General features: G+C 41.9%; 19 protein-coding genes. 12 read left to right on the top strand and 7 right to left on the bottom strand.

Annotation, left to right across the window (positions count from 1 at the left end):
* Positions 1–47: 47 nt before the first annotated feature.
* The gene (locus IOC57_RS14645; RefSeq protein WP_207439421.1) at positions 48–596 is read right to left on the bottom strand and encodes a MerR family transcriptional regulator; all 549 of its coding nucleotides are present in this window, start codon (positions 594–596) and stop codon (positions 48–50) included.
* 289 nt (positions 597–885) lie between these two features.
* Here IOC57_RS14645 and IOC57_RS14640 point away from each other — a divergent pair, with 289 nt between their 5' ends.
* Entirely contained in the window at positions 886–1,317 is a 432-nt protein-coding gene (locus tag IOC57_RS14640; RefSeq protein WP_207439420.1) for a VOC family protein, read from the top strand.
* Positions 1,318–1,405: 88 nt separating this feature from the next.
* Here the strand turns inward: IOC57_RS14640 and proC are convergent, their stop codons facing one another.
* Positions 1,406–2,251, bottom strand: a complete 846-nt coding sequence (gene proC, locus IOC57_RS14635; protein ID WP_207439419.1) for a pyrroline-5-carboxylate reductase — start codon at positions 2,249–2,251, stop codon at positions 1,406–1,408.
* Positions 2,252–2,756: 505 nt separating this feature from the next.
* Here proC and IOC57_RS14630 point away from each other — a divergent pair.
* The 4 genes from IOC57_RS14630 (at position 2,757) to IOC57_RS14615 (ending at position 5,518) form a co-directional block, all read left to right on the top strand.
* Complete coding sequence (locus IOC57_RS14630) at positions 2,757–3,725, top strand: MBL fold metallo-hydrolase (RefSeq protein ID WP_207439418.1); 969 nt, start codon at positions 2,757–2,759, stop codon at positions 3,723–3,725.
* A gap of 22 nt (positions 3,726–3,747) precedes the next feature.
* Entirely contained in the window at positions 3,748–4,539 is a 792-nt protein-coding gene (locus IOC57_RS14625) for an SDR family NAD(P)-dependent oxidoreductase (RefSeq protein ID WP_207439417.1), read from the top strand.
* Positions 4,540–5,013: 474 nt separating this feature from the next.
* Positions 5,014–5,211, top strand: a complete 198-nt coding sequence (locus tag IOC57_RS14620; protein ID WP_207439416.1) for a hypothetical protein — start codon at positions 5,014–5,016, stop codon at positions 5,209–5,211.
* Positions 5,186–5,518 carry a DUF3221 domain-containing protein gene (locus tag IOC57_RS14615; protein WP_207439415.1) on the top strand — a complete coding sequence of 111 codons (333 nt, stop codon included), beginning with the start codon at positions 5,186–5,188 and terminating at the stop codon, positions 5,516–5,518. Before IOC57_RS14620 ends, IOC57_RS14615 begins: the two co-directional genes overlap by 26 nt.
* 77 nt (positions 5,519–5,595) lie before the next feature.
* On the opposite strand, the gene IOC57_RS14610 is transcribed toward IOC57_RS14615, so the two are convergent.
* Positions 5,596–6,255 carry a C40 family peptidase gene (locus IOC57_RS14610; protein ID WP_207439414.1) on the bottom strand — a complete coding sequence of 220 codons (660 nt, stop codon included), beginning with the start codon at positions 6,253–6,255 and terminating at the stop codon, positions 5,596–5,598.
* Between the two features lie 415 nt (positions 6,256–6,670).
* On the opposite strand from IOC57_RS14610, the gene IOC57_RS14605 reads away from it, so the two are divergent.
* The 3 genes from IOC57_RS14605 (at position 6,671) to IOC57_RS14595 (ending at position 8,830) form a co-directional block, all read left to right on the top strand.
* Positions 6,671–7,930 carry a Y-family DNA polymerase gene (locus IOC57_RS14605; RefSeq protein WP_207439413.1) on the top strand — a complete coding sequence of 420 codons (1,260 nt, stop codon included), beginning with the start codon at positions 6,671–6,673 and terminating at the stop codon, positions 7,928–7,930.
* Between the two features lie 26 nt (positions 7,931–7,956).
* Positions 7,957–8,289: a YolD-like family protein gene (locus IOC57_RS14600; protein WP_207439412.1), complete on the top strand. Its 333-nt coding sequence runs from the start codon at positions 7,957–7,959 to the stop codon at positions 8,287–8,289.
* 220 nt (positions 8,290–8,509) lie between these two features.
* The gene (locus IOC57_RS14595) at positions 8,510–8,830 is read left to right on the top strand and encodes an iron-sulfur cluster biosynthesis family protein (protein WP_207439411.1); all 321 of its coding nucleotides are present in this window, start codon (positions 8,510–8,512) and stop codon (positions 8,828–8,830) included.
* A gap of 44 nt (positions 8,831–8,874) precedes the next feature.
* On the opposite strand, the gene IOC57_RS14590 is transcribed toward IOC57_RS14595, so the two are convergent.
* Complete coding sequence (locus tag IOC57_RS14590) at positions 8,875–9,774, bottom strand: alpha/beta hydrolase (RefSeq protein WP_207439410.1); 900 nt, start codon at positions 9,772–9,774, stop codon at positions 8,875–8,877.
* Between the two features lie 131 nt (positions 9,775–9,905).
* Here IOC57_RS14590 and IOC57_RS14585 point away from each other — a divergent pair, with 131 nt between their 5' ends.
* Both IOC57_RS14585 and IOC57_RS14580 read left to right on the top strand, forming a co-directional pair.
* Positions 9,906–10,166 (top strand): YqkE family protein, encoded by a 261-nt coding sequence (locus tag IOC57_RS14585; protein ID WP_207439409.1) that lies wholly within the window; start codon positions 9,906–9,908, stop codon positions 10,164–10,166.
* Positions 10,167–10,322: 156 nt separating this feature from the next.
* Entirely contained in the window at positions 10,323–10,763 is a 441-nt protein-coding gene (locus tag IOC57_RS14580) for a MarR family winged helix-turn-helix transcriptional regulator (RefSeq protein WP_396020827.1), read from the top strand.
* Positions 10,764–11,135: 372 nt separating this feature from the next.
* Here IOC57_RS14580 and IOC57_RS14575 read toward each other — a convergent pair whose 3' ends face one another.
* The 3 genes from IOC57_RS14575 to mciZ all read right to left on the bottom strand — a co-directional run bounded on the left by IOC57_RS14575 (position 11,136) and on the right by mciZ (position 12,937).
* The gene (locus tag IOC57_RS14575) at positions 11,136–11,561 is read right to left on the bottom strand and encodes an Ohr family peroxiredoxin (RefSeq protein WP_207439408.1); all 426 of its coding nucleotides are present in this window, start codon (positions 11,559–11,561) and stop codon (positions 11,136–11,138) included.
* A gap of 249 nt (positions 11,562–11,810) precedes the next feature.
* Positions 11,811–12,719: an aldo/keto reductase gene (locus tag IOC57_RS14570; RefSeq protein ID WP_207439407.1), complete on the bottom strand. Its 909-nt coding sequence runs from the start codon at positions 12,717–12,719 to the stop codon at positions 11,811–11,813.
* Between the two features lie 56 nt (positions 12,720–12,775).
* Positions 12,776–12,937 (bottom strand): Z-ring formation inhibitor MciZ, encoded by a 162-nt coding sequence (gene mciZ, locus IOC57_RS14565; protein ID WP_207439406.1) that lies wholly within the window; start codon positions 12,935–12,937, stop codon positions 12,776–12,778.
* Between the two features lie 75 nt (positions 12,938–13,012).
* Between mciZ and IOC57_RS14560 the strand changes: the two genes are divergently transcribed.
* Positions 13,013–13,564 (top strand): NUDIX hydrolase, encoded by a 552-nt coding sequence (locus tag IOC57_RS14560; protein WP_207439405.1) that lies wholly within the window; start codon positions 13,013–13,015, stop codon positions 13,562–13,564.
* Complete coding sequence (locus IOC57_RS14555) at positions 13,565–14,746, top strand: endonuclease Q family protein (RefSeq protein ID WP_207439404.1); 1,182 nt, start codon at positions 13,565–13,567, stop codon at positions 14,744–14,746.
* The last annotated feature ends 26 nt before the right edge of the window (positions 14,747–14,772 follow it).

Genomic DNA, 14,772 nt, shown 5'->3' with positions numbered 1-14,772 from the left:
GCATAAGAAAATGGCCATCGTGGGGTGCTCATGAACGATCTTGAATGTTAATCACTGTCAGCTGTGCTCCATGAACTATCGTTCTTTTTGTTTCCAAAAATCATTTTGATGAATGGTCTTTTCTTCGTCTTTTTAGTGGCGGCAGCTTCTTCAGCCGCAAGGAAATAATCAATTGGCTGACCCGTTGGTGTTTCTAACGCTTCGATTCGGGCTTCGAGCTTCTTAACGAGTTTGTGCATTTCCTCCATTTCACTTCTGTGCTGTAAAATCTGATAGGATACAACGTCGTCCGCTTTTGTTTTCAGTCCATTTTCAAGCCTGATCACCCGTTCAAGCAGTTGATCATGTTCTTTATTCGGTTCGGAGTGTTTCTGGATGGTTGCTTTCCTAATCTTTTTCTCTGAGATGCTGACCTTTTGGAGAATGATGCCCTCGTTCAGCTGATCTTGGATTTTTCTCAATAATGCAATGTCTTCATCCGAAAACTGGTAGTGGCCAAGTTGATTCCGTTCTACTTCCATGTTCAATTGGGTGACCCAGCGTTGGATCGTACTATGGGAAACATTCAGTAACCGGGCAACTGCACTTGTATTCATCGAGATTCCCCCTTTTGGTTGTTGAATTCGATAAGTATGGGTGAATTCCTTTGCAGATGACAAAACATGTATGCATTCGGCAAAGAAAGTGGAATTCCTACGTAATTTGCATGGAGAGCAATCCAAGGTGGAGATTCCCCTTGGATTGCTCTCCATGCAAATGGTTAGTGTCGTTAGGAACTTTAAGAAGCATTTGTGATGATGTGACTGATGGTCAATCAAGTTAAAAAGGGAAAAGTGATCCAGATGTCGAATTACCCCTAACACATGGAAAAAGGAGGACTAGTATATGAACAGGATCAACATTATAACTTTAGGTGTCAGGGATATTACTGAATCATTAAGGTTTTACCGGGACGGGTTGGGATTCCATACATCGATTACAGAGGACGAACCCGCAATCGTTTTTTTTAATAACGCCGGAACGAAACTTGCTTTGTATCCTTTAGAGGAGCTAGCAAAAGACATCAAGGAAAAAGAACCGCCTAAGAAAAATGGTTTCCGGGGTCTTACGCTCGCTTATAATGCTAAATCAATTGAAGAAGTGGATGATGTGATCAACAAGGCCGAAAAGGCTGGGGGAACAATCGAGAAATCTCCTCAGGATGTTTTTTGGGGAGGATACAGCGGATATTTTTCAGACCCCGATGGTTACTATTGGGAGGTCGCGTATTCGAAGGAGTGGAGCTTTGATGAAAATGATATGCTGATTATAAAGTAACGCTCACACCGAAGGATTACCCCTTATAAAAAAAGGGCTGTTGCCTGGTCACTGCCTTACGGGAGTGACCAGGTAACAGCATGCGCTCTTAATGTGAAACTACATATTTGGCTAGTTCTTTACTTATTTGATCGCCCATTCGCTTCGATTGCTCCGTCGCTTCTTGTACACAGGCAATGAATGCTTCTTCCACTTGATGTGCTTGAAGTGCTTTCAGACCTGCTTCAGTCGTTCCGCCTGGTGAAGTTACTTCCTTTCTTAGTACGGCAGGCGTTTTAGGTGAGTTCTGTAACATATCGGCCGCACCCATCAGTGTCTGGAGAATCAATTGCTTAGCGGTTCCGGAATCGAGACCTATTTTTTCTGCTGATTTTTCCAATGCCTCGACCAAGTAATAAATATAAGCCGGACCGCTGCCTGATAGGCCTGTTACCGCATCTAGCTGGGTTTCGTCGACGACTGCCACCGTACCTACCGTTTCGAAAAGGGTAATCGCCGTTTGTAATTGCGATTCTTCCGTATGACAGTTAGCCGCAAGGGCAGTTGCTGATTTTCCTACAGCTGCCGATGTATTAGGCATGGCACGGACGATTGAAAACCGCTTGTTGGCGATTCCTTCCAAGCTTGTTGTATGAACCCCGGCAACAACGGAAATGAATAGCATTTCTTCACGAATGTATTCTTTTATTGATTGCATCGTTTCTAAAATATCTTTCGGTTTCACCGCCAGTACGACAAGGTTTGCATCCTGTACCAATAGCTGCAGCGATCTTGTGGCAGTTACACCATATTGGTTCTTCAAATAAACGAACCGATCATCATTTGATTTATTTGTTACAAAAATATTTGCTGGTTCAATTACCTTTTGGGTCACCAGCCCCGAAATAATTGCTTCTGCCATCGAACCAGCTCCGATAAACGCGATTTTTTTCATAATTTCCGCTCCTTTTGCTTATAAATTTCGGCCTTTTGAAAAACAAAAAGACCCCTCATCCAATAAAGGACGAAAGGTCTGCTTCCGTGGTACCACCTTTGTTCAACTTTTCCATTATAAATAACAGAAAAGCTGCACTTGATTCCTCTAACGCGGGAATTACGTCAGGTTTTCCTGAAGGCTCATAAGGTAGGTTCAATAATGAGGGGGCGATGAAGCCTTTCAGCACATTCCGAGCTTCACTCTCTTTACGCCATCAATATTTACTTGGCCTTAATCAAAGCCACGCCGTCTTTAATTACTTTTGATTATGAAGGATATATCAGCACTCTGTCAATGATAATATATGCATGGACGATAAAAAATAGACATGAATTATGTGAAAATAATGACAGTAATTAAAAATACATGTAAAATGGTAATTATACATGATAAGTATACTTAGAATCCTGTTTAGCGTATAAAAAGATTTATATAAATATAATTTTCTAAGGTGGAAATGATTATGGCGAATTGGAATGGAGATATTGCGAAAATTGCTTTGCCCACACCGTTTGCAGTGGGTGATGTGAATGTTTATGTAGTTAAAGGGGATGCTTTAACGTTAATCGATACTGGAGTGAAAACAAAACGATCAAAGGAAGCCTTGACTAACGGACTTGGGGATTTGGGTCTGAAACTGACTGATATCGAACAAATCATTTTAACCCATCATCATCCTGATCATGCTGGTGCACTCGATTTCTTTGAAAAGGAAATCCCGGTTTATGGACACAAAAATAATCAGCGCTGGCTGACTATCAGTGATGATTTCCTTGAAACCCATAATCGTTTTTTCCTTGATTATGCCAAAAAGTTCGGAGTGGCAGAAGAGCTGAAAAATAAACTGGTCCATAACCGCGACGAAATCAGTTTTCTTAGTGAACGGAAGCTGCATGGATATTTGGCTGAAGGGGATGAGCTTCCTGGTCTTCCAGGCTGGAAAGTGATCGAGACTCCAGGTCATGCGCAAAGCCATTTATCCTTTTACCGGGAAAGTGACGGAATCATGATCGCTGGCGATCACTTGCTTGCCAAGATTTCACCTAATCCATTAATGGAACCACCTTTACTTCCCGGAGGCATGAGGCCTCGTCCGTTACTGCAATATAATGCGTCACTTCAGAAATTATTGGATTTTTCCATATCCACTGTTTACTCAGGACATGGATCTGAAGTGGAAGGAGATGCGGTTGCCGACTTGATTCAATATAGATTCGAGCGGCAGCATAACCGTGCCATGCAGGTGAAAAGCATGCTTCAAGATAAGCCTTTATCGGTCTTTGAAGTGTGTCAGCAGCTGTTTCCGAAAGTATACCTTCAGGAAGTGGGCCTGACCCTTTCGGAAACGGTTGGTCAGCTGGACTATTTAGAAGACTTGGGTGAAGTCCAAACAGAAATCCAATCAGGGGTCATTCTGTATTCAATCGCTTAATGTTCGCAAGGAGGCCACTTTTTTGAAAAAGTTGCAAGGAAAAGTTATTGTTATTACGGGTGCTTCCGGAGGGATTGGCAAGGAAGTTGCCATTCAAAGTGCAAAGCAGGGAGGCCGTCTCGTCCTCTTGGCCAGAAGCCTGGATAAATTACTACAGTTAAAGAATGAACTGATCAACCAATATGGGATTGATGCATATGCCTATAAGCTGGACGTTGCAGACACCGATCAGGTGACAAATGTATTTAATGACATCCATGCGCTAATAGGTGAAGTCGATGTGTTGGTTAACAATGCTGGTTTCGGCACGTTTAAAGAAGCGCAGGATACGGAATTGGATGAAACGAAAGCAATGTTTGCTGTCAACGTCATTGGATTAATGGCCTGCACAAAACTGGTTCTTCCGTATATGAGGCAGAGAAAATCGGGGCATATCATCAATATCGCTTCACAGGCCGGTAAAATCGCCACTCCTAAATCAACATTGTACTCTTCGACCAAGTTCGCAGTACTCGGATATTCAAACGCACTTCGGCTCGAGCTGATGGAAGATCATGTTTTTGTGACCACCGTCAATCCAGGTCCCATAGAAACGAATTTCTTTAACATTGCGGATGAATCAGGTGCATACTTGAAGAACGTTGAAAAATTCATGCTCAAGCCTGGAGATGTCGCTACTAAAATCGTAGCGGCGATGCTGACCAATAGGAGGGAAATCAATCTCCCTGGCTGGATGAATATAGCTGGGAAATGGTATAACATGTTCCCGAAGATCACCGAAACATTAGGAAAAAAAGCATTTTTTAAAAAGTAGGCTAGTTCAAAAAGGCGAAAGATGGTCTATGATAGGTGAAGAGGCTGGGACATAAGTATTTTAGTCAACGATAAACCCGAACTATAAGCGGAATTTCCGGCTAATAGATCGGGTCTTTATTTGTTCTTTTCCATAAATTTTGTTGTTTTTTGCATCCTATTTTTAAAAATCTAGTGTAATGGAGCGGAAGACAATCGACTACTAAGGGAAATAGAGGCTCCGCTTCCTCCCCGCGGAAAGCGAGTGTCTGTGGGGCAATGGAATGAACTTGTTCTTACAGGTTGAATGGATGAATAAAAACAAAAAATACGAAAGCTGCATTATATTTAAGTAGAATAACGTAGAATGATCCGTCTTTGAAGATGGTTTATTTAGTTATGTCCCATCCTCTTTTTTATGAAATAACGGAAGTTTTATTCTGGAAATTGGTAACTATTTCATGAGGGATCCGTCTACTTCTTAGGGGGGATTTTCATGAAGATGATTGTAAACCTTTTTATATATATAAGTGTTGCCTTTATTCTGGTTAGCTGTCAATCCTCTGATTGGAACATGGATGAGGCCATAGATAAGGGGGAAGAAGGTTTCATTACGGATCTTGACGATAAAAGGATTTTGATTAAAGGGACGTACTATAAGGTGAGCAATGATACTTCACCTCGATTTCTCTGACCTGGAAATCGGGATGAAAGTGAAACCATGGCACCGGGGCGGGGTGAAGAAATCATTTCCTGGGAAAGCGGAAGCGGAATTGATTCTTGTTTTGACGGATGAAAAAAGCTTAGCCGAACAAAGGGCGGTCACTGCTGCCCTCGATCATGTCAGCAAAGCGGAAAGTCAGCGATTCATGGTCCTCGAAGTCGTCCATTTGCCCTTAGAGCATGTTTATACTATCGAAATGATGAATCGTTCCAACTTGGATTCTTCATTCATGGTGACAGTCGAGGATTTAACGGATGAAATATTATATATAAAATAATAAAACCGGACTGAATCACTTTGAATTCTGTCCGGTTATGGGATTTCGCTCACAAGGATGAGCTCATTTCCTGGAGTTTATAAAGTTTTCGCACCTAAATATTTTGGTTTCCAATAAGAATTATCCATATCCGCGATGGTTATTCCTTTAGAAGACGTAGCACTAATGAATTGACCATTTCCGATATAGATCCCAACATGGGATACTCCTGTTCTTCCAGAAGAAGTATCAAAGAATACAAGATCACCTTTAGCTGGTGCTGATACTTTTAAACCTGTATTGGAATAGAGCAATGATGTTGTACGCGGTAAGGTAATTCCTTGTGATTTCTGGAATACGTAATAGACGAAGCCTGAGCAGTCGAATCCAGTTGGTGTTGTCCCGCCCCATTTATAGGGTTTGCCTATTAATGTTTTTGCATAGCTAATCAGGCTTGTATTATTGACATTATAAACACCAAGCGCATTAAATGTTCCTCGGCCGGCAATTCCATCGACAGTTAACCCTTTGGCTTTTTGGAATTTTTTCACTGCCGATACAGAATAGGTGCCGTAATATGTAGTCAATGAACCTGAATATGTGAAATAACCTTTGGTTTTTAAAAGTTGTTGTAGTTGTTTGACATCACTATGTGTCATTCCGGGTCTGAGGGTTTGGTCTCCAATATTGGCAAAGGCTTGCAGGGGGGTTAGCATCATGGCAGATGCAACAGCAGCTGAAGCGATCCATTTCTTCATAATTTTCATTTCCTCTCTATCTATCTCTCTATTATTCTTAACAATATTATCCTACAATACCATTATGACAATTAGACATATTTTTGGTTACAGTTTCATTACAAAAAATGAATATTAAGACTTAGGTTTAAATAGACGAAAGTCTGTTGAAAAGGGTGGGTGAAGTTTAAAAAACTAAGCATATGGAACCGTTAAAAATTATTCAAGCTGCTAATTGATTATTTTTTTAAAAAACTAATTGGATTTATAGTATAAATTTGTCATTATACCCATTTTTATCATACATTATACTTTTTAAGGAAATTAAGATAAAAAGTAGAAAATTGCATGAAAACTTCCATTGAATAAGAACGTATATTCGGTTAAGGTTATGAATAAAATAAAAGCGAACGTATATTCTTAATAGGGTGAAGAAATGATGGATTATGGGACAGTGCCGAAACAATCAATTATGTGTATCGATATGAAAAGTTTTTATGCAAGCTGCTCAGCGGTCATGCTTGGTCTGGACCCGCTTGATTGTTATCTGGCGGTGGTCGGGGATTTGAAGAGAACAGGGAGCATTGTGCTTGCGGCTTCTCCAAAGATGAAGAAGGAATTTGGCATCAAGACAGGTTCGCGGATGTTTGAGATCCCGAATGATTCAAGGATCGTGGTCGTTGAACCTAAAATGGCGACCTATTTAAGGGTCTCCACGGAAATCACCCGCTTGTTCAACCGTTATGTGCCCAAAGAAGCGATTCATGTATATAGTGTGGACGAAAGTTTTGTGAAAGTCGATGGTGCCGCTTCTTTATGGGGGGATGCCCGGATGATAGCTGAAAAGATAATAGATGAAATCGAACGGGAATTACAGCTCCCCTGCGCCATTGGGATTGGACCGAACATGCTTATGGCAAAACTTTGCCTTGATTTGGAAGCCAAACACAAAGGGATTGCAGAATGGAAGTATGAGGATGTGCCAAGCAAACTTTGGCCGATTTCCCCGCTTCGTGAAATGTGGGGGATCGGCAGGCGCGTAGAAAAAACCCTTCATGGAATGGGAATATTTACGGTTGGGCAGCTTGCCAATTATGATCTTGAATTACTTGAAGCGAAGTTTGGAATGATGGGCAATCAGCTTTACCACCATGCGTGGGGAATAGATTTATCTGATATGGGGGCAGTGATCATCGAAGGGCAGGTCAGTTTCGGCAAAAGTCAAATCCTGCTGCGGGATTATAAAGAGGAGCATGAGGTGAAGCAGGTCATGCTGGAAATTTGCGAAGAAGTTGGAAGAAGGGCACGCACCCATCGCAAGGTAGGAAGGACGGTGAGCCTAAGCATTGGTTACAGCAAGGATGAGTTTGGCGGAGGTTTCCACCGTTCGCGTTCGATTAGCGAACCGACCAACATGACGATGGAGTTATATAAAGTGTGTCTGGAGCTTTTTCATGAGAACTATAAGCAAAAAACGGTTCGGAGCATAGAGGTCAGGCTCTCGAATATTGTGGATGATAACGAAATGCAGCTGACTTTATTTGATGCTTCGCGCTGGAAGAAGCGGGAATTGAGCTACACGGTTGATCGAATCCGCCATAAATATGGAGCCAAATCGTTATTGCGTGCAGTTTCATATACGGAAGCGGGTACAGCCGTTTACCGAAGCAGGCTGCTTGGTGGGCATAAGGCGTAAGGGTGACTTTGAAGGGAGGGAAAAGAATGATTCGTGATCGCGGCCGTATCAAATGGACATCGATGATGTTGCCTGAGCATGTGAAGATGCTGCGGGATTGGGTGGTGGAAGATGACTATGAAACGAGGCGCATCCTGGATGAGCAGCAACTGGAAGAAATGAATGCGGTAATGGGGGAAGCGATGGAGGAAAGAAAGGGGGTCACAATTGCTCATTATGATGGAAATCGGTATCAGCTGTTAATCGGCAGGATCCATTACTATAATGAGCTTAGCCAAAAGCTTCACATCGTTGATCGGTTTGAGCAGGCTCACTATATCAGGCTTTCCGATATAGCGGATGTAAGGATAATGGAATGATGAGCGGAAGGGCTGTTCCCAAGGGGCAGCCCTTCATTTTCGAAATGACATCGTGATGAAAGGAATCACGTGACATAAGAGAATCAGCTTTTGTTAGCACGGTCAATGAAGAATGTGATTTTCGTATGGGCTGATCTTGCAAAAGGAGGCAGTTTCTTTAACAGAAGCGTTTTTATCGTTTATAATGGGGGAATGCAAAGACATCGGGAGGCGTGCAATCATGTATATTGAATGGACGGAAACAGCGGCTGAGAAAATAGCCGATAAGGTACAGGGACAAGGGTATTTACAGTTGAAATATGATACTGATGGCTGTGGCTGCGTGGTAAGTGGTGTAACGGCGCTATGGTGGGTCAACGAACCTGAGGAAGGTACCGAAAAAGTGGAAACAAACGGAATTCCTCTATATGTAGAAAAATCAAAAATGATTTTTCTTGATGAAGTCATGAAAATAGACTTTGTTCCGGAAGCGAACAGCTTTCAATTAAAAAGTCCGAATCAAATCTTAAATCCGAGGATGAGCTATTTTAATAAGATCTAAATGAAGCCAAAGAGGGAATCTTGGATACCCTCTCTCTTTTCTTTTCAGACAAGTTTTAGAAATTGATCGATTTGATCTTCATATTCTTTTGGATTTTCATTATAAGATTGAGCGTGGGCCCCTTTTTTAGCGATGTACAGCTGCTTTGGGCCCTCTTTTGCTGCATATAATTCCGCTGTCATGGAAGCGGGAATGAAACTGTCATTTTCACTATGGATGAAGAGCACGGGGTTTCGGATATTTTTCATATAATCGATTGGGGATACTTCATTGGTCCAATATCCATCACGGAGTCTGATGAACGTACGCCCAAGTGGAAATACCGTCCAAGAGGGAAGTGGGACTACATGCTTAAGCTGGTGTTTGATTTGATCCTCGAAGTTTGAAAATGGACAGTCGGCAATGTAAAAATCAGCACCATCTTCAAGCATCCCGGCATATAAAAGCAGGGTTACGGCCCCCATGGATTCTCCATGGATGCCAATATGAAGGTCAGCACCTTTACGTTTTTTCAATTCATCGATTACGGCCTTCAGGTCGAATTTTTCATAATGTCCATAACTGCTCGTCTTGCCACCGGAATCCCCATGCCGGCGGTGGTCATAAATGATGGTATTGAAGCCCCGCTTAAGAAAAATATTCATGTACTTAATCGAATTGACTTTGTTCTCCGTCACGCCATGGGAAATGACCACCCACTTATTGGTATCATGCGGTTCGATAAACAAGCATTTCAAGGAATATCCGGATGGTGACGATACCCAAATTTCCGTTTTAGGCAGATTATCAAAATCCTCCGTGATCAGGCGTTTAGCCAGGATTTCACGATTCTGGATAAAATCATCTTCCTTCTTTTTCATGTACATGATCCGATTGGAAAAGTAAATGCCGACGCCGATGATATACGATAGGATTCCAGCCAGTGTAAACCACCATTTCTTCATGAAGGGTCCTCCTTGGTTGATTTTCTTTATTTTACCATGAGGGGAATGGGAAAACACTGTTTGAAAACCATGACGAGGAAAACGGCAGTCGTGATATAATAATTTCATAAATGGCCAGGGGGGTTTTAAGGATGAAAAAGAAACAGCAGCGAAATCAAAATCAAAGCAAAAGCAAAGATAAAGATTCATCTTCATTGAAACTTGGTGATATGATCAATCAAGATATCATGTCCCAGCTTCGTCAAAAGCAAAAGGAACTTAATGAGGCTGAACAAGGGAAAAGGGCAGCGGAAGAAGAAAAAAAACGCGAAGAAAGAAAGCGGCGGGAGAAGAATAAATCATTCGAAGAATTATTAGGTGAAAGCAATCTGAACTGGAAGAACTATAAATGAAGAGAAGGGAGCCGTTTTAAGAGGACTGGCTCCCTTTTTCTGTTCAGGAAAAACCATTCCTTGCCGATAGTCCTTTATTTTATAAAGTATAACGATTATATTAAAGATACGTTCGATATGCTTTCATATTGGATGGACTACTCATTAGCTGGTGATATGATGCAAAGTAAAATAGAAAAAGTACTGGAAGACCAATTATGTTTCCTGCTTTATGCAAGTTCAAGGGAAATGACGAAGAAATATAAACCGCTGCTTGATAAACTCGAAGTGACATATCCTCAATATCTTGTTCTTCTTCTATTATGGGAACAGGATACACTTACAGTGAAAAAACTAGGGGAGCTCCTTGCCCTCGACTCAGGAACGCTCACCCCCATGTTGAAACGAATGGAGCAGAATGGCTTGATTATCCGTGAACGTTCCATTAAAGATGAACGGTCTGTCATGATTAAGCTGACGGAAAAGGGACTTGGTTTACAGGTAGAGGCCTGTTTCATTCCCGATCGCATTTCGGCTATGTCGGGTGAAGATAAGAAGGTGGTTGAGGATTTAAAAGCTTCGCTGCTCCAACTATTGAAAACATTACAGGAATTTTAGTAAAGAGACGCTTGGGCAATCCCAAGCGTCTGAGTTTGCAACAAAAGGAGATTCCGAATGGGCTCGCCCCGAACCGTGATTATAAAAGAAGACTTGGTTATCCTTCATAAAATTTTTACCTTTCTTTATGGAATGAAACCCTACTAGATTGAAGAAATTTGAGGCACTCCTGCCGAATGGGATCCCACAGGCGCTTGCTACGATGAGGGTTGGCAGACAGTCGGCGGAAAGGGATGTGATTTCCTGAAACCAACTGCAACTTTTTTAATAAAAAAACTGCAGGCAAACTCGCTTTTCTTCGAGTTTGTCTACAGTCTGAGACGCTTGGTAACCCCAAGCGTCTTTTTGTCGGATATTCACGAAGAAGGTCCGTTAATCTACATCTATTTCAAAGGCGACGTCCAAATTGCCATTGATTGCTTTTGAATAAGGGCACATTTGATGCGCTTTATGAACAAGGGTTTCGAATGTCTCCAGGTCGACCCCGGACCCCTTCACAGCCAAAGTTACAGCTAAATTGTACTGATGCATCTCACCCATCAATAGACTGACGCTTGCGGTGACTTTGGAATCGAAGGAAACGCGCTCAATTTTACCAACTGATTGCAAAGCACTATCAAAACATGCAGCATATCCAGCTGCAAAAAGCTGTTCCGGATTAGATGCTTCAGGCATCTGTTTAGCCCTTGGTGTACCAGGCATCGCGATATCAACCGTGAAGTTGCCGTCAGCAGAAATTGCCGTTCCTTCTCTTCCGCCATCAACTGTTACAGACGTTGTAAATAATGTTTTTGTCATCATTTTTTTCTCCCTTACATTTTTATTTTAATTGTGGACAATTGAATTGTACAATATTAATTTTGGGATGTCCAATGAAAAAGATTGAAATTGAATTGCTAGGGATTGGAGTGATGGGAAACTTGAAAGGCGAAAAAACGATGGAACGGAAAAAGGCTGCCTATCACGTTGGTTAAACGGCGATAGTGCAGCCTAAAGGTCATCTTGATATTTCTTTGAAACATTTAGTCATGTTCTATTCTATTCTTTTTAATCCCGGTGACTTTCATATTTGCTCGCTTTGGTCAACTGCTTCAAGATATCCAATTCGGCTTTGGAGAGAGAAGGACTATTAGCTGCCTGACAGTTCTCACGAAGCTGCTGTACTGAACTTGCTCCTGGTACAACGGTAGCGACGCTAGGATGGGACAATACATATTGAAGTGCCGTTTCATTCAACTTCCTATCAGAAAGTTTGTCCTTTAATTGCGGAAGCAAATCTTTAAGTTCGTGATAGCTATAGTCAAGGTATCCATTCTCATTTGCCTTTTTAAGCATTTTTTCACTAAGCAGCCCTTTGGCAAGGGGGCCACGGGCGATGATGCTGATCTGTTTATTGTCCAGAAGGGACATCCACTCTTCTGGGCGGCGGTCAAGTAGATTAAACTGCATCATCACGGAATCAAGCTCAGACTTTTCAGTGAATTCCCTGATTACATTCGGACGAATCGAGGAAATTCCATAATATCGGATATAGCCTTCTTTTTTCAAATCTTCAAATGCTTCTACCGTTTCTCCGATATTGTCTGAAATGGTGCCGCCATGTAACTGATAAAGGTCAATATAATCAGTCCCCAATCGCTTTAAGCTATCTTTTACTGCCGTTTTAATATAAGCGCCAGATGGATCCCAGCTCCAGGCATCTTTATTTTCATTCCAGCGGTTTCCGACCTTGGTGGCTATGTATACCTTATCGCGGACCGATTTTACATTTTTTCCGACGATTTCTTCATTCATACCGAAATCATATAAGTCAGCAGTATCAAAATAATTGATTCCTTCATCTAAAGCGGCCTGTATGATTTCGGATGCCTGATTTTCAACAGTCCCCAATGACATGCATCCGAGCCCGATTTCAGAAACAATCAAGTCTGAATTTCCTAGTCTGCGTTTTTTCATGTTATCCACTCCCCTTACATTCATTGTAAAGGAGAAATCCATTTCACTCAAAGAATTCACTTGATCCGCTTTAAAGGAGTGGACGGCACCTGATCATGTATGTCGGCAATCCAATCATTGATATAGACATATTGATTTTGTAATTGTTTTAGTTTTTGAAGTATTTCCCAACTCTTCCCGGATAAAGTAACGCTTTTTTCCAATACGTAAACTTTCATTAAATCGCCCTCCATCTCTATTATGGTAAAATGTATGAGGAATCATGCTGCAATTAGAACAGAGGAGTGGTCAGGATGAAAAAATTTGAAGAAAAAACGCTGTCTTCGGAAAAAATTTTCACAGGGAAGGTAATCAGCCTGCAAGTGGATGATGTAGAGCTTCCTGATGGGAAAACGGGTAAACGTGAAATAATTAAACATCCGGGAGCGGTTGCCATCATAGCTCTCACGGCAGAAAATAAAATCATCATGGTTGAACAGTACCGTAAAGCGCTGGAGAGAAGCTTGGTGGAAATTCCTGCAGGAAAGCTGGAAAAAGGGGAAGAACCGGTTCTGTCGGCTGAACGGGAGCTGGAAGAGGAAACAGGTTATGAATGTGAAAAAATGGAGCACATCATATCCTTCTATACATCCCCAGGTTTCGCCGATGAATTGGTCCATTTGTATGTAGCCCACAATTTGAAAAAGAAAGAAAATGCGGCCCCACTGGATGAAGATGAATTTGTCGAGATGCTTGAACTCACGTTGGAGGAAGCTCAAACTTACCTGGATGAAGGGAAGATCCTGGACGCCAAAACGGCTTATGCAGTTCAGTATCTGCAGTTGAAAAAGGTGATGACATCATAAATGAAAGAGTTTTACGCAGACCTGCATATCCACATAGGAAGAACGAGAAGCGGAAGGGCCGTTAAAATAACCGGTGCTAAAACGTTAACCTTCAGCAATGTGCTTCAAGCGGCAAGTGAAAGGAAGGGTCTTGATCTAATCGGGATAATCGATTGCCATTCTCCTGAAATTATCGAAGAGATCGAAGCAGGGATTCTGGTTGGCGAAATCAAGGAAAAGATTGAAGGCGGACTTCAATACAAGAATACAACCATCATTCCAGGCTCGGAGATTGAAATTTATGATCAGCATTGTAATGGACCGATCCATGTCCTCGCCTATTTTCCCACTTTAAAAGCGATGAAGGAATTTTCTTCATGGATGAGCGGACATGTTAAAAATATCACCTTGAGCTCTCAAAGGATTTATTGTGATGGAAGAACGCTGCAAAAAATGGTGAAGTCCTTGGGCGGCCTGTTTATCCCGGCACATGTTTTCACCCCATTTAAAAGCTTGTATGGAAAAGGGGTGAGATCCAGTCTGACAGAAGTGTTCGATCCAAAGCTAATTGATGCCATCGAACTTGGTTTAAGTTCGGATACAGAAATGGTCAAGGATATCGGGGAGTTGGACTCCTATGTATTCGTGACAAATTCCGATGCGCATTCGCTTGGGAAAATCGCTCGTGAATATCAAAAAGTCCTGCTTGAAGAACCAAGTTTCAATGAGCTGGCAAAAGCCCTTAAAGAAAAAGGGGATCGTAAGGTGACCGTTAATTATGGATTGAACCCCTTATTGGGGAAGTATCATCAAACCGTATGTTCAGGCTGTTTACAACAGGTATTAAGGGATAGTGAACAATGTCCCGAATGTGGTAATAGATCCATTATTAAAGGGGTATCGTCCAGGATCGAAGAACTCTCCATTTCCGAGATGGGAGGAAGAGAGGGAAGGGAAAGGCCGCCATATATCCATCAAGTACCACTCGATTTCATCCCAGGACTCGGACCTAAATCCATGGAAAGACTGCTGGAGGCTTTTGGAACAGAGATGAATATCCTTCATGAAGTCACGCTTGAACAGCTCATGGAAATCGTTCCTGAAAAATTGGCGGTCTACATAGACTCTGCAAGAAAAGGAACGCTTTCTTTTGAAGTGGGGGGCGGAGGAAAGTACGGTAAGGTCAAAAAGGAATTAACCTAAAAAAAGCCCTGACAGATCTCATCTGT

The sequence above is a fragment of the Bacillus sp. SD075 genome (genome assembly GCF_017355165.1).
GTDB lineage: Bacteria > Bacillota > Bacilli > Bacillales > DSM-1321 > Peribacillus.
This window is presented reverse-complemented; position numbering and strand designations above follow the sequence as displayed.